Source organism: Fibrobacter succinogenes, assembly GCF_902779965.1.
GTDB lineage: Bacteria > Fibrobacterota > Fibrobacteria > Fibrobacterales > Fibrobacteraceae > Fibrobacter > Fibrobacter succinogenes_F.
Genome location: NZ_CACZDK010000023.1, coordinates 59,791 through 74,751, shown reverse-complemented (window position 1 = coordinate 74,751; position 14,961 = coordinate 59,791). Strand labels below are relative to the sequence as shown.

At 44.4% G+C, this 14,961-nt stretch carries 12 protein-coding genes and 1 tRNA gene; 6 read left to right on the top strand and 7 right to left on the bottom strand.

Translation table 11 applies throughout. From position 1 onward, the window contains the following. On the bottom strand, positions 1-801 hold an 801-nt coding region (locus tag HUF13_RS11570), incomplete at its 3' end, for an ATP-binding protein (RefSeq protein ID WP_173475274.1). A gap of 360 nt (positions 802-1,161) precedes the next feature. Between HUF13_RS11570 and HUF13_RS11565 the strand changes: the two genes are divergently transcribed. Beyond that, positions 1,162-2,286 (top strand): ATP-binding protein, encoded by a 1,125-nt coding sequence (locus tag HUF13_RS11565; protein ID WP_173475273.1) that lies wholly within the window; start codon positions 1,162-1,164, stop codon positions 2,284-2,286. A 68-nt stretch (positions 2,287-2,354) separates the two neighbouring features. Here HUF13_RS11565 and HUF13_RS11560 read toward each other — a convergent pair whose 3' ends face one another. Beyond that, the gene (locus tag HUF13_RS11560; protein WP_173475272.1) at positions 2,355-3,152 is read right to left on the bottom strand and encodes a KilA-N domain-containing protein; all 798 of its coding nucleotides are present in this window, start codon (positions 3,150-3,152) and stop codon (positions 2,355-2,357) included. An 805-nt stretch (positions 3,153-3,957) separates the two neighbouring features. On the opposite strand from HUF13_RS11560, the gene HUF13_RS11555 reads away from it, so the two are divergent. The 4 genes from HUF13_RS11555 (at position 3,958) to HUF13_RS11540 (ending at position 9,600) form a co-directional block, all read left to right on the top strand. Next, a complete protein-coding gene (locus tag HUF13_RS11555; protein ID WP_304039114.1) occupies positions 3,958-5,169 on the top strand; it encodes a DNA cytosine methyltransferase in 1,212 nt (403 codons plus the stop codon). An 811-nt stretch (positions 5,170-5,980) separates the two neighbouring features. Continuing rightward, complete coding sequence (locus HUF13_RS11550) at positions 5,981-7,078, top strand: AAA family ATPase (RefSeq protein ID WP_173475270.1); 1,098 nt, start codon at positions 5,981-5,983, stop codon at positions 7,076-7,078. Positions 7,079-7,084: 6 nt separating this feature from the next. Beyond that, a complete protein-coding gene (locus HUF13_RS11545) occupies positions 7,085-8,536 on the top strand; it encodes an LlaJI family restriction endonuclease (RefSeq protein WP_173475269.1) in 1,452 nt (483 codons plus the stop codon). A gap of 173 nt (positions 8,537-8,709) precedes the next feature. Then, positions 8,710-9,600 carry a PDDEXK nuclease domain-containing protein gene (locus HUF13_RS11540; protein ID WP_173475268.1) on the top strand — a complete coding sequence of 297 codons (891 nt, stop codon included), beginning with the start codon at positions 8,710-8,712 and terminating at the stop codon, positions 9,598-9,600. A 22-nt stretch (positions 9,601-9,622) separates the two neighbouring features. On the opposite strand, the gene HUF13_RS11535 is transcribed toward HUF13_RS11540, so the two are convergent. Further along, on the bottom strand, positions 9,623-10,468 hold the full coding sequence (locus HUF13_RS11535) for an undecaprenyl-diphosphate phosphatase (protein ID WP_173475267.1): 846 nt from the start codon (positions 10,466-10,468) through the stop codon (positions 9,623-9,625). Between the two features lie 140 nt (positions 10,469-10,608). Here HUF13_RS11535 and HUF13_RS11530 point away from each other — a divergent pair, with 140 nt between their 5' ends. Next, entirely contained in the window at positions 10,609-11,334 is a 726-nt protein-coding gene (locus HUF13_RS11530; protein WP_173475266.1) for a polysaccharide deacetylase family protein, read from the top strand. 15 nt (positions 11,335-11,349) lie between these two features. On the opposite strand, the gene HUF13_RS11525 is transcribed toward HUF13_RS11530, so the two are convergent. From HUF13_RS11525 to HUF13_RS11510, 4 genes are all read right to left on the bottom strand, one after another. Beyond that, positions 11,350-11,724 carry a hypothetical protein gene (locus HUF13_RS11525; RefSeq protein WP_173475265.1) on the bottom strand — a complete coding sequence of 125 codons (375 nt, stop codon included), beginning with the start codon at positions 11,722-11,724 and terminating at the stop codon, positions 11,350-11,352. Between the two features lie 58 nt (positions 11,725-11,782). Further along, on the bottom strand, positions 11,783-13,795 hold the full coding sequence (locus tag HUF13_RS11520) for a M23 family metallopeptidase (RefSeq protein WP_173475264.1): 2,013 nt from the start codon (positions 13,793-13,795) through the stop codon (positions 11,783-11,785). 162 nt (positions 13,796-13,957) lie between these two features. Continuing rightward, positions 13,958-14,030: transfer RNA gene (locus HUF13_RS11515), tRNA-Ala, on the bottom strand. Positions 14,031-14,253: 223 nt separating this feature from the next. After that, entirely contained in the window at positions 14,254-14,802 is a 549-nt protein-coding gene (locus tag HUF13_RS11510) for a peptidylprolyl isomerase (protein WP_173475263.1), read from the bottom strand. Positions 14,803-14,961: the final 159 nt, after the last annotated feature.

Here is a 14,961-nt window from a genome sequence, read left to right as displayed (position 1 = left end):
GTGGCTCCAGGCGGCCGGTTCGTCGGCTTCGTGGCTGATGACGTTGTAGAAATCCTTGTACTGTTCTTCGGTGACTTCCTTTTCGCTCTGGCGCCACAAAGCAGTCTTTTCGTTCAAACGTTCTTCGGGCTTTTCTTCGAGTTCGCCCTTGTCGTTCTTCTTTGCTTCCGGGTGGAAGTAAATGCCGTAGCTCACGAAACCGCTGTACTTCTGGACGATGTCCTTGATCTTCCATTCGCTGGCGAAATCTTCGGCGTCTTCGTCATCCTTCAGGTAAAGCGTAATCTTGGTGCCGACCTTGTCGAGCGGGGCTTCAGAAATTTCGAAATCGCCCGTGCCTTCGGAGGCCCACAGGTAACCCTGCGTCTCGCCGGCCTTGAGCGTCAAAACTTCGACCTTCTTCGCGACCATGAATACGGAGTAGAAACCCACACCGAACTGGCCAATCAAATCGACACTGCCTTTGTCGCCATCCTTGAGGTTCTTGATGAAGTTCTTGGTACCGCTACGGGCGATGGTGCCCAAGCAGTTGATCAAGTCTTCCTTGTTCATGCCGATACCGTTGTCTTCGACAACGAGGCGCTTGCCTTCCTTGTTCACCGAAATATCGATGCGCAACTGCGTGCCCACCGGGAGGAGGCTGGAGTTCGAGAGCGAGAGGAAACGGCGCTTGTCCAAGGCGTCTGCTGCGTTAGAAACCAATTCGCGGAGGAAGATTTCTTTGTTGCTGTAAAGAGAATTGATCATCAAGTTCAGCATGTCGCGAACTTCGGTCTGAAACTCCATCTTTTCTGTTGCCATTTTAATCTCCTGTTTTAGACGAAAGACTAGAGACGAAAGACGAAAGATTAATTTGGCGCTTCGCGCGGTATATAAGGTTTCGTGTTAAGGTCGCTGTTTTTCGTTTGCTGTTAAATTTTTAAGCGGTTTTAACGATTACCTAGTTTCAAAATGAAACAAAACAATCGTTCTGCCTTGTTTTCGCGCTAATATATGCAAGAACCGTGCCAATTAAGACGAAAGACTAGAGAACGTGTATGCGACCATCCATTATTGTAAAGATGGTTATTATGAAATGAATAATTGTGTGTTTTTTTTTGATTATTGTAAAAATAATTATTATATTTATAATAATCATAGTTATGATAATTGGAGGCTGAAATGGATTTGACTAATCCTTTTGTTATCGGGTCGGATATTCCTGTTGAGTTCTTTTGCGACCGCGAAGCAGAAATTGAGCTTTTGCAAAAGCATATAGCAAACGGCAGAAACATCGTTTTGTCGAGTCCTAGAAGGCTCGGCAAATCCGGATTGATTCATCATTTTTACAAGTTGCCTAAGGTAAAGAAGAACTATTCAACTTTCTTTGTCGATATTTACGCCACAAAATCAATAGAAGAATTTATCTACGAGTTTAGCAAGGCTGTTCAAAAAGAACAGGCTCAACAAAAGAAATGGTATGAGCGTTTTTTTGAAATCGTTTCGACTTTGCGTTTTGCGTTTAAATTAGATTCCAATACGGGCGAACCTTCGTTTGAACTTAAGCTTGGCGAAATTAAGACTCCGCAAAAGACTCTTGACGAAATTTTCGATTATTTGGAATCTGAAAAGCGTCCGTGCATTGTCGCCATCGACGAGTTTCAGCAAATTGCGGAATATGAAGAAACGAGCGTAGAGGCTCTTTTGCGCACGAAAATTCAGCAGTGCAACAATACCCGCTTTATTTTTTCAGGATCGCGACAGCATATCTTGAATGAAATGTTCTATTCTCGCAATAAACCTTTTTATCAAAGTGCAATTTCAATGAATCTCGAGGCAATCCCCGTAGATGTCTATTGTGAATTTGCAAAAAAAATGTTCGCGTTAAAAAACAAGAAAATTGATGCTGATGTCATTCGCGAGGTCTATTCGCTTTTTGAAGGAACGACTTGGTTTGTTCAAATGCTGATGAACGAATTGTTTGCTTTGACGCCCGAAAATGGCGATTGCCCGCAGGAATTTTTAAATGTTGCTTTGCAAAATATCATTCTTATGCAGGAACAGCAATATAAGGATATGTTTACGATGTTCTCTTTAAGACAGAAAATGCTTTTGCTAGCCATTGCGCAGGAAGGCGTTGCCCGTGAAGTGACCTCGGGTGCATTCGTTGCCAAATATGGGTTGTCTTCGCCAAGTAGTGTGCAAGCGTCCTTGAAGGGGCTAAAAAACAAACTTGTACTTACGGAGGAAAACGGAACCTATCGACTCTCGGATTATTTTTTCGCCTATTGGTTGAATCAGAGATAGGTGGGGGAGGCATCCCCCTCGCTTCTGCCGCTTGCGGCATTCCAAAAAAAATAGCTTGTTGTCTTGCCTTATTTCAGCAGTTTATTCTCGCTAATGGATTCTAGCACAGTCATCTGCGAAATTGCAATTTGATTCAGTTTTTGCAATCGCTCTGGTTGCGGTAAGCCCTCCTTGATTAGGACTGAATTCAACGATTCCATATTTGAAAGACATATAAGCTGGTTTACTGTCGCATAGTCGCGGACATTGCCTTGCAAATCGGTATGTGCATCGCGCCATTCCTTGGCGGTAAATCCAAATAAGGCTACATTCAAAACATCAGCTTCGTTTGCATAAATCATACTTATCTGCTGTTTTGTAAGTGTAGCCGGAATTAAATTCTGCTTGATTGCGTCCGTATGAATATGGTAGTTGATTTTCGACAGTTCGCGACGCACGGACCAGCCTAGTTGAGCCTGCTCGGCAGATTTAAGACGCTGAAACTCTTTAACCATGTATATTTTGAATTCTGCACTAATCCACATTGCAAATTCAAATGCAATATCTTTATGTGCGTAGGTCCCACCATATCGGCCGGCTTTGGCAACTAAAGAAACGGCATTAGTTCTAGCCTGAAATTCTTTAACGCTGATTTTAAAGCTGTTGAGACCTGATCGATCTTTAATTGTGGCGAATTCGCCATAATTAAAATTTGGATTGTAGACTTTTTCCCAAATCCCAATATATTCTAGCGTATTACGGTTTCTCAACCAATCTGTTATAAAGAAATCCCCGTCTTTAGCCTTGAGCATATCGGTCAGCGAAATGTAATCCTCGTTACCGACTTTTTGCACAGAAATTTCTGCATCCATAACTTTTATTTTCATCGTTACCTCCTTGCGTACAAGCGTAAAAACCGCAATGTTTTGAAATTTTGAGCACTAGAACATTTGTTCACTAAAATATAATCCATCAAAGAGTGTTTGTCAAGAATAAATCAAAAAAAACGCATTTTTTTCCTTGGATGGGGTTGGTGTCATCTTTTGCCATTCCAAAAAAACTATATTTCACCCGTAAAATAGAGTTTTCTCTTGTTCTCTACTTGAAACTTCGACAATTTCTGCAACGAGAACAAGACGGACGCTCACGTCTGCGACAGGTCACCGCCTGCCGCATCGTTTGGCTACATAGCAAATTTGTATTTGTTTATGCCGCACGACCTTTTGGGGCGTGAGTTGTTTGCGTTTATTCGTTGCGGGCAGTCGAAGGCCTCAGGTAGATAAATGCATTCAACTCCACGCCTTTTTTGTATCCAAAAAATACTGGACAAGTGCAGAACAGGGGTGAACTCGCTGAGTTTAGCTCTTGTCCTCTACTTGGAACTTCGACACTTTCAGCAACGAGAATAAGACAATGACTCGCCACCGCCCGTGGATCGCATGGGCGTAGTGTACCCTGGGCGTATTGTATCCGCCTGGGATTGTTTTGCAACGTCATTGCGAACCCTAAAAGGGTGAAGCAATCCATTGCAAGATTATGCGGGTGTATTGTATTCTTTTGAAAATGTCGCGCTTTTAGGCGAGGAGTGAGTCGGCTCCCCGCCGTTTCTTTTTGCCCGCACTCCGGCCACGCGAATCGGCCAGAACCGCTCCCGCGAGAGTGTACTCGTTCACTTTCAAAATGGAGCGAAAAGTGCCGACATCGAAGAAGCAAACGCAAAAGAAAATAAAAGTTCTGTCCTTATTTTCTGGATGTGGTGGATTAGACTTGGGTTTTCTAGGCGGGTTCTCTTTTTCTGGAAAGGATTATGAACGTCTTGATACCGATGTCGTTTTCGCAAATGATTTTGATCCTGATGCTGTCAACTGTTATAACAGCAATGCTTTGCTTGTGAAAGATTCTGCAAAATCAATATGTAAGGATGTTCGAGAAATTGAGGACCAAGAATTTCCCGACTTCGATGTCATGATCGCTGGATTTCCGTGCCAACCATTTTCCAATGCTGGAAACCGTAAAGGCGTAAACGATAAAAATGGCCGTGGTACATTGTTTGAGGAATGTGAACGAATCTTAAAGTATAAGATTTCTCAAAAGAAAAAGCCCAAAGCATTTTTATTCGAAAATGTTCGAGGAATCCTTTCGTCTAAAATGCCTGACGGAAAAACAACTGTGCCAAATGAAATTAAGGCTCGAATGGAAAAACTCGGTTATAACGTTTCGATGCAATTAGTTTGTGCGAGTGATTACGGAGTTCCGCAAAAAAGATACCGTGTATTGATTGTTGGTGTTGATAAGAAAATAGGCTCGTTTGATTTCGAAAAGCTAAAAGAACTTGTCCAAAAAGAAAACATCCCATCGGAATCTTTTGGCAAACAAGAAAAGTTACTTCTTGGTTCTATCTTGAAGGATGTCCCTAAAGAAGACTTTTGGGAATATACAAAAGCCACTCAAAACATGATTGAGAAAATAGGCCCATGTGCACATGGGGCAAAAGCTTTGAATTATTTCAAGAAAGATTTTGAGTATGATAAGATGCCAGAAAGTTATCGCGAAGGGAAATCATGGAAGGATATTCCTCCAGAGGAATTGACGCCTCGCTTTAAGAAAATTTATGACAATCCCAAGAAATACCATTCCCCAAAATTTTTTAGAAGATTTGCTTTTGGCGAAATCAATGGAACGATTACGGCTTCGTCTCAGCCAGAAAACTGTGGGATAACTCATCCGATTGAAAACAGACGTTTTACCGTCCGTGAAATCGCAAGAATTCAGTCTTTCCCTGACAATTTTGACTTTAGCAAAATCCCTTTGCAATCAAGGTATAAAGTTATTGGGAATGCAGTTCCGCCGATACTCGGTTGGGTTGTCGCGAAAACATTGACTGAAACAATAAAGGAGAAGTAGAATTATGTATTTGTCGAAAGATAGCTTGAAAAAATTGTATTCCAAGATGGCTTCCCTTTATTCTGGAAATGATATAGAATCTCAAGGCGGCACACAATTTGTTAGTGAAATAAAGTATTTTTTAGCAACGGATGAGTTTCAAAAAACTAAAAATCATTTTTGCAATACACAAAATAAAAGTGATAAAGATACATTTGTTGAACTTGTTGGACGTGTTGTGCAAATTTCAAATCCTGTAAGTTCCATTTCTCTTGATACAAAAAATTTTTCGCAGAGTTTAGGCCAAAGTAAAGACTATGATGTTGGAAGTAATTTTTTTAGTGCTAATGCCGTCAAAAATTCATTAACATCGAGAACTCCCTTAGATTTTCCAACGCGCCATCCACGACTTCTCATTTGTGACAATGGTACTATTCGTGTTGCAGATGATGCCTATGTACATTTTGCAAACGAAGATGCATATCTAGGAAGGAGCCAGCTAAAATATGCACTACTATTCCTATGGCTTAATCGTTTCTCTAATTTTATTTCTATAAATTCTATTTACACAGACTTTTTAGATGTTTTGCAAAAAAGGTATTCTGAAAATTTGTGTTCAGCAATGCAATGGAATACACCTCTCGTACAGAAGCGATTTGAACAATTAATAAGTGATTTTACTTATGATAATGTTCATTGTTATTTGGAAGAAAAAGATATTGTTGAAGATGATTTTACAAAGATATTGAAGAATCTTTCATCTCATTTAAATGATGCATTAAACAAAAATAGATTGATAACTTTTCTACAAGAGCAAAATATTTTAGACGCTTTGGTTGAAAAGAAAGATTCAACTCCTGCTAGCAGCCCTTCGTTTAATTCTAAACCTTCCCAAATCATCTACTATGGTGTTCCGGGGTGCGGTAAGAGCAATAAAATCAGAGAGCAACTGAAGGACGTTCCTGAGAAGAACAAGGTTCGTGTCGTGTTCCACCCGGAATACACCAACGCCGAATTCATCGGTCAGATTTTACCGAAAGTCAACGGTCACGTCACCTACGAATTTACTCCTGGGCCGTTTACGCAAATTATCAAGCGGGCGTACCTTAATCCTAATGAACATTTTTACCTAGTTATCGAAGAAATCAACCGCGGTAATGCGGCTGCCATTTTCGGTGACACCTTCCAGTTGTTGGATAGGCTCAAGGCTGTCGAAACGGACTCTCTCGGCAACGACCCTGCAAATGCGGCGGTAAACACGTTTACAGAAGGCTGGAGCCAGTATTTTGTCCAGAACGATGATGTTAATGCGTATATCCGCAAAGCAACAAAACTGGATGATGGTTCTTACCAAGAACGGAACGACGGTGAACCTATTGAAGAAATCAAAATAAAGGAAATTCACTTCAATGCGAATACGGCGATCCGCCTACCGCCTAACCTTTCCATCTTGGCGACGATGAACACCAGCGACCAGAATGTGTTCACGTTGGATAACGCATTCCAGCGCCGTTTCGACATGGAACTGGTTCGCAACGAATTTGACCTCACTAAGCCCGCTGTCAAAACACAATACGAAGCGGAGATTGACGATACCGGTATTAAATGGGGACAATTCTGGGGATGGATCAACGCCAAAATTACGGCCACCCTCAAGGGTCTTTCCAGCACCGAAGACAAGCGGCTCGGAGTCTGGTTTGTGAGCAACGTGGGCTGCATTATCGACGACAAGGTCTTTGCCGAAAAGGTTTTAAAGTTCTTGTGGGATGACGTATTCAAGTTCAAGCGTCCGCAGATTTTTGCAGATGGTATCGACACGTTGGAAAAGCTGATTAACTTCTTTGAAAAACCGTCTGAAGGGAAAGAACGCTTTGACGTTTTCAAGGACAAGTCGAATCTTGTCGCATTTGTAGCATCGCCAACGCTGTAATCCTTGATGCAAAAGCTAAACGAAATATGTTCCTGCGAATCCAAGGCGAATTCGGAGACCGAGTTCGTCGGCATTCGTTGTGAAAAATCAAAGGAAGATGGAACGCTAGAAAAAAGTATCATCTTTCCTTTGGGATATTTCAAAGATGACTTGGCCTTGCGCGAGCTCCCCGAAGAAGAATTGCGGGAATGCGTCGTCAATCTTTTTACGGTGCTTTCTGACCCTTCGTTGCAGGAACAGATTCATCAGGATTCCTCTATTTCCACATTCGCAGAGGAACATGGCGAATCTGAATTTCCGATGGTTTCGTACTTGAATGTTATCCGGAATTTTCTTGATTTCGGCTACCTTGACGAAAAGGAAATTCTTTACAAGAAAGGGGCTCACGGAAAAATCAATTGGGGTAGAACAATCAAGGCTGTTCAACCCGTCATTACAGAAGATGAACAGAATCTTGTTTATCTTGACTTTATTGCCCGTAAAGTCAATTATAACGAAGATACGCTTATTACGCATGTTCATAAGTTCTGCGTTCACGATGCACTTGCAAAACTTGGATTCCTGTTCGGCATAGAACCGTCTGAAGAGCCGCTGTTGGATTTTGATTATGATCTGTTCTGTAACGCAATCAATTCCAAACTTGCGAAGACATTTAACGACCGCGATATGAACTTGCTTGCTGATTTGGCTCGAATTGTGGAGTATCTTGCGGGGCATAAAACCGAAGACGGAAAAACGGCAAACGAATTTTATTTCGGAGTAAACAAATTTGCTCCCGTATGGGAAGCGATGGTCGACAAGATTTTCGAAAATTTGCCGCAGGGTTTGAGCAAGTCCGATTTTAATCCTCACCTTAAGTTTGTCGTTGAAGGTTCAAAGAATGATGATGGCGTCAAATATCAGGATGACGATGATAAGGACGAAAAACATCGTTCCACGCTCCGCCCAGATACCATTATGGTTATGGAATGTGGAGATGAGGTTGCCGCGGCTTCGCCTCGCAATGACAATGCAGGAGTGTATATCCTTGATTCCAAGTACTACAAATACGGCTTGACTGGTTTCAATTCGCATTTGCCGGGGGCGGAATCTGTGTGCAAGCAGATGGCTTATGCGGAATATGTGGAAACACATTGGAATGAAATATTGGGCCTGGATTCTTCGAATGCTACGCATTCTCAGAATGACGCTCTGCCAAAATCTATCTACAACGCATTCATTATGCCGTATTGTGCGGATGCTGGAAAATGGGATGAGATTGCCGCGGTCGCGGTGCTACCTCGCAATGACGTTTATGCAATGAAGCGCGTCGGCTATATCTACGGCGATTGGAAAGATCGTGGCCAAAATTACCACAAAATCCACTGCATCCTTCTCGACATGAAATCCGTCATGCGGAACTATGCAAACAATCCCGATGCGCAAAATGAACTCGCGGAGTTGATTAAGGACTCTTAGTCGTGTGAAATTTTCTTACACCCCTAGCCAACATTTTTGATATTAGGTACATTGATGCCCGACGTGTTTTTTCGTCTAATGGAAAAATGCGTCTTTTTTTATTCCGGGATTTCGGGGTAAAGGGGACGCCTCTAACATCAACCGTCCGCAATATGCGGCAAAAGGAGGCTGTAATGAAGTCAAAAGAAGTTATCTCAGTGAAACTGGTTCAAGATGCCAAGCAAATCATCGAGACAGCGCGGGAAAACGCGGTCAGGAGCGTTGATTTCTGCCGTGTCCAGATGTACTGGAAACTTGGCAAGCGGATTTTTGAAGAAGAACAGCATGGCAAGAAGCGTGCCGATTACGGGGCATATATCGTTAAATCGCTTGCAGAAAAGCTGGATGCAGAGTATGGGAGCGGGTTTGGTATTCGGCAAATTGAACGCGCTCGTCAATTTTTCCTATTGTACCCAATTGCGTCCGCAGTGCGGACGCAATTGAACTGGTCTCAATATAAGATGCTTATTGCAATTTCCGACCCCGACAAGCGCGAATATTACGAGCTTGAAGCCGTGAACAATTCCTGGAACGGTCGCGAACTCGAACGTCAAATCAACAGTCAGTTATACGAACGTCTTTTGCTCAGTAATGACAAGGAATCTGTGCTGGCTGTTGCTCGCAAGGAACGCATTCCTGAAACTCCGCAAGAGGTCATCAAGGATCCGATGGTTCTACTTGGGTTTGAAAACAAGACGGGAAAAATCACGCACCAGGATATCGGCCAACTCCAGATGTATGTGAATTATCATGACCGTATCGAAAAGCTTCCCGATGAAAATCCGACTATCGGCATTCTTCTGTGCGCGGGCAAAAACGATTCTGCAGTGAAAATGACTTTGCCCGAAGGCAACAAGACTATCCTTGCTACTGAATATAACTTGTATCTGCCCACTACTGAGCAGCTGGTTGGTGAAATCAATGAGGCTAAGGAACTTGTGAAAAAACGAACTGCTATGCAGCAACTTTCCGCCGACGCTGAGATGGCTGGAGCTATAAAAAAGAACCCGTTCACGATTCTGTGAACGGGCGCTTTGCATATAAAGTCTATTTCAGGAAAATTAATCCCAAAATACCCACAGCCCAGACGTACCAGGCGAAGTGCTGGAACTTGCCCTTTTGTACAAAGTTCATGAGCCACTTGAGGGCGATGATTCCGAAGATAAACGCGACAATCATGCCAACCAAGAGTTCTGGGGTGAATCCGCCTGCATCGACGCATTTCAATGCCTTTTCCGGATTGAGGAGCGCTTTTTCCGGAGTCATGCTTTGGCATTTAATCCACTTGATGCAATCGAGGAGTGCTGCACCGCCGACGGCGGGGATACTCATGAGGAAGCTGAATTCGCCGGCGTACTTGCGGTTCACGCCCATGAACATCATGGCGCTGATGGTCGAACCGCTACGGCTGATGCCCGGGATGCAGGCGATGCCTTGCACGGTGCCGGTCACGAGGGCGCGCCACCAGTTCATCTTGACGCCTTCGTTATTCGGGTGCTTGGCGCCGGTTGGGCCCCACTGCGATGTGAAAAGCAAAAGGCCGGTGAAAAGTTCTGCAACGCAGACGGCGCGCGGATTTTCGAACAGGCTTTCGAGAGCGTCCTTGAAGCCGAGGCCGATGAGCGCTGTCGGGATGCTGGCGAGAATGATGTAGCCTGCTTCGCGGAGCTGGTCGCGGTCACGGCGGAGGCAACCGACGATGATGTCCGTAATCTTCTTGTGGAACACCACAAAGATCGAGAGCAGTGTACCTGCGTGGAGCATGATGTCGAAGAACATGCCTGCTTCGTTCATGCCTAAAAGTTCGTGCCCGAGCACTAAATGGCCAGAGCTGGAGATGGGGAGAAATTCGGCGAGGCCCTGCAACAGGCCGAGAATGATAGATTCGAACATAGTAAAGTAAATGTAGCTTTTAGTAGGACGTAGGAAGTAGGAAGTAGGAAGTGTTTTTGCAATTTTGAGGCTCTTTTTTCGCTATTTACTGCCTACTGTCTACCGCCTACTGTCTACTTCTTTTTTCTATAATTTTTTTCATGTGCAAGCGTTTTCTCCTTTGTTTTCATGATTTTTCGGTGTGGAATTTCCGCACGTCGCTTCCGATTCTCGAAGAACTCAAGGAATTGGTGGGGGCGCCTTTTAGTGTGTTGGTTATTCCTGATACAGAAAATGCGTCGGACGAAGCTATCGCGGAATTTCGCAGCGTTCTCCAAAAATTAAAGTCCGATGGCTTTGAGCTTGCGCTGCATGGCTTTAAGCATAAAGCCGAATTCAGCCAGGGGCGTAGCTATGCGGGGCTCATTGGCATGAACCTGACTTCGGGCGAAGCAGAATTTGCTGGGCTTTGCGAATATGAATCGAGCCGCCTTTTGCAGGCAGCTCTTGGTGCGTGGAAAAAACTTTTTGCCGATGAAAACGGAAATGCTGAAGCTCCTGTTGCGTTTGTTCCACCGACTTGGTTTAGCAACAAGTTCTTGCCGGGGCAAGTCCGTGCAGAAAAAATGTTGTACGAAGATCGCTTCTCGTTGACTACTGTTGACGGTGTGCGTTATGCGTCGCCTGTAGCAAGTTTTGCGGGTATACCCAAGGCCACAGAAAAAGCGGCTTTTGTTTATGCAGAGGGAATATTGAAATTTCCGTTTGGCACCCCGCGTATTGCTGTCCATCCGGTGGATTTTCCTCGACTGCGAGATGTTGTTCGCGATACAATACGCGTGGCGCTGAACAACAGGCGAAAGCTAGTCCACTATAGCGAATTATAAATTATAAAGTGTTCGCTAATTTGCGTCGTTGCACTCGTTGATGTACTGTTGCTCAAGCCTGTTGAAATCGGTTTCAGAATAGGATTGTTTGCTAGTGGTGACGAGCTTGTTGCCCATGCAGTAAACGTTTTCGTAATCGTCGTCTTCGTTAAACTCTCTGCAACTTTGTTCAGAAAAGTCTTGACCAGCGATAAACGTTTGGAGCAATTTGCCATCTTTTAAATCGATTATGATTTTAACCGAAACTCCTTGCTGGACTGTTTCGAGTGTGAGCGGTTTTTGAGATGTTACTTCGCAACTCTCGATTTTTGCGTCAGTACTGTCGCCACAGGCGACAAATCCCATTGCTGCGATGGTTACCGCAATCGGCTTTAATTTTAGAAAATGCATGAAGTCTCCTTGGAAATAAGTTTGTATTGAATTTACAAAATTGCGTTCAATAAAACCATTAAATTCCAGGGATGTCAAATTCTTTTGTCGTTTTCCGTTTTTGTTCGTCGGTAACCTGAATTGTAATGGAAGCTCCCGCTTCGGGCAGATCTTCTCCAAGAATGATGATTTCACGTGGTTCGGAATCGTATTCTGCTGCAATCCACTTGTTGCTGGTCTTGACGGTTATTGCGTTTCCGTCAGGAATGCCTGCGTATCTAGAATAAAGAGGAATTTTGAGCGCTGCCTGGTACGTGCCACCGACGAGCGTTTCGGCCCAATAGGGGAATCCGATTGAAATGCCGTTTTCGTCAGAAATGTTGGCGAGATCTCTAAGTTCGTTTGTTGTAACGCAACGATTCTTGGAACCACTTTGCTTTTCGAAGTAGAACCATCTGCGGGTTGTTTCGCCGAGCCAGTAGAGCGGTGCTTGATTATTTTCGTTTTCGATGCAGACATTCCACTTGCCGTAGAACTGTAATCCCTTCGGATGGAATTCAAAAAAGTCCAAGCTGTCGGTTTGGTTGCGCGTTACGGCGAGCACTCGTTGCGATGTGTCACCTACGACTGGAATGCCCGAAATCTTTTGTGAAATTTTCGCATTGCCGACTTTCGTGTACCAGTTGATGCTGGTCTTGTATTTCCCGTAAGGATAAACGGCGATAAGCTCGTTTGCTCCATGCCCTGTGCCAGTCGAGGCTGCATCTGCGGTGTATCGAATGTATCTAGTTTCGGGGAATCTTTCGACAATTTTTCCAATCGGGAGGAGTTTACTATGGTCAAAAATTTTGCAAAGATCTTTATGGATAATTTGTTCGTCTTTGTTCAATGCGGCAAATTGATATCCGGATTCACAACGGAAAATGTCCAGCATGCTCTTGCTCAAGAACGTGTAAAGTGGCGTGTTCTGGTTCTTGGTAAGGACGAACTTGCCGTTATTCTTGCAGGATTGATGGAAGTTGAATTCGCGCCTGATGACGTGCCCGCTAAAGTCTTCGACTTCTAGTCTGTAGGTGGATATAGGGCCAAGCTTTGCATCGATGTAGTGCCAGTCGCCTGCGGTATCTGCTTCTTCAGCCCAAAGGAGTTCGTTGCGAATGTCGAGCATTTTTTTGTAGCTGAGAGTATCCACGATTTTGCTATAAATCTTGTCGTCGTAGCGCCACAATTCCAGTCTGCGGATGGCCATTGGATTTTCTTTGGGCTCGCGGCTGTAGTCTGCAATTTTGATAGCCATGGACAAGTTAAATTCGTTCTTGACAGGCGTTTCGACGCAGCCGCTGCGGAGGGCTTCGTCAGTCGTGAGGGCGAGTTCATTGCCTTGCCATACGGCAACTCCAAAAATTTGCGGTGCAATCGTATCGAGGCACTTGACTCCCAGTTGACAAGGTGATGTGATATCGTCTTTATTCAATCGCACTTCGAGATGTAGGTGCGGGTTGCCGATGCCTGTGCTTCCCGAAAATGTAAGCGTATCGCCTTTGCGGAATCTGGTGTTGGGCTTGATGGAAACATCGTTGCTTTTGGTGGCGTATTGTTTTTGGCGCACGAGGTTTTCGACATCCGGGGTAAAACTGCTTTGATGAGCGAACACCCAGGTCTTTCCGCTTTCACCTTCGAAGAACATCACTTTCCCGTAACCGAATGGCGATACTCTGATTTCTTTGATGAATCCGTTTTCGGGGGCGAAAATTGCCCAGCCTTCTTCCATTTGCGTGGAGTAGTCGATGCCGGCGTGGTAGCGCGTGCCACGGTTTTCACCGAACGAAGATGTTAAATAGGCGTCTCGCTGGAACGGGTCGTACGAGAGTGGCTCAACGTAATTTTCTGAAATGAGTTCGGCTGGAGGGGCTGTCCTTTCGGAAAAGTCCGTCTTATCGAGCTTGGCGCCTCTTTGTTCGGCGATGCAGTCTTCGTAAGCGAATGCGTCCATTTTTTTTGCATCGCAGACGATGTTTGAATTGGTACCGGCAAAGCATAGAACGCTTGCGGTGGAAAGCAAAACGGATGTGATTTTTGTGAGCCTGGCCATAATGTTAAATAAAATACAAAAATATTATTTTGTAGTAACGGTGAAAATTTTTTATTGGATGGATTTTTTATCCAAATGGTGTGCTATGCTTTTGCTATGGTCGGTTATGGTTTTATAAGCGAGAAAAAGAAAAAGACCCGCTTTGTAGCGAGTCTTTTCTAGTGGAGCTAAGGAGAGTCGAACTCCTGACCTCCTGCATGCCATGCAGGCGCTCTACCAACTGAGCTATAACCCCGAGGACGCGCACAAATATAGAATGAATAGATGCACGTGTCAAGAGCTAATTAGAAAAAAAATCATTTTTTTTTCTAAAGTGGTTAGTAAACAGTGGCTAGTAAACAGGATTATAAAATGAAAAGTTAAAAATGAAAGATTAAAAATATAATTCGTTTTTTAATTCTTAATTATTCATTTTTAATTTAAAACCTAACCACCAACCACTAACCACTAACCACTCACTACGCCTTTTCAATTGTGACGCTTTCGATAATCACGTCTTCATACGGGCGGTCCATGCGGTCGGTCTGCACGCCGGCGATTTCATCGAGGACTTCGAAGCCTTCGTAGAGCTGGCCGAACACGGAGTAACCGTCAGCCGGGCCCGGGCCGCATTGGTCGTGGTCGAGGAAGTGCACGTTGTTGCCATGAACGATGAAGAACTGGCTGCCGATGCTGTGCGGCATAGCTGTCTTTGCCCAGCTGAGTGCGCCACGGACGTGGGTGAGGCGGCTGTCGTACTTGTCGCCGATGGTGGAACCCGGGCCCTGTGCTGCGTGTCCGCCGGTACCGTTTTTGCGAGTGAAGTCGCCACCCTGGATCATGAAGTCCTTGATAATGCGGTGGAACGGAGCGCCGTCGTACTTGCCCTGCTTGGCAAGTTCAATGAAGTTCGTTGCGCATTCGCCGACGATTTCTTCGAAAAGACGAAGCTTCATCGTGCCGAGATTGGTCTTCATGATGGCGATAGTTTCGCCTGCCTGCGGTTTGTCTAACTGATTAAATGCCATTTGGACTCCTTGAAAGGTTTAATGTCGGGGCTTTGCCCCTGTGAGGTCGCTACGCTTTGAGCTACGGGCAAAAATATTTTTGCGGCTTCTCTACGTAACGCAATGTTTTGCCTATATATACAAATATAGCGGGTGTTTTACAACTTGTTGCATCAAATA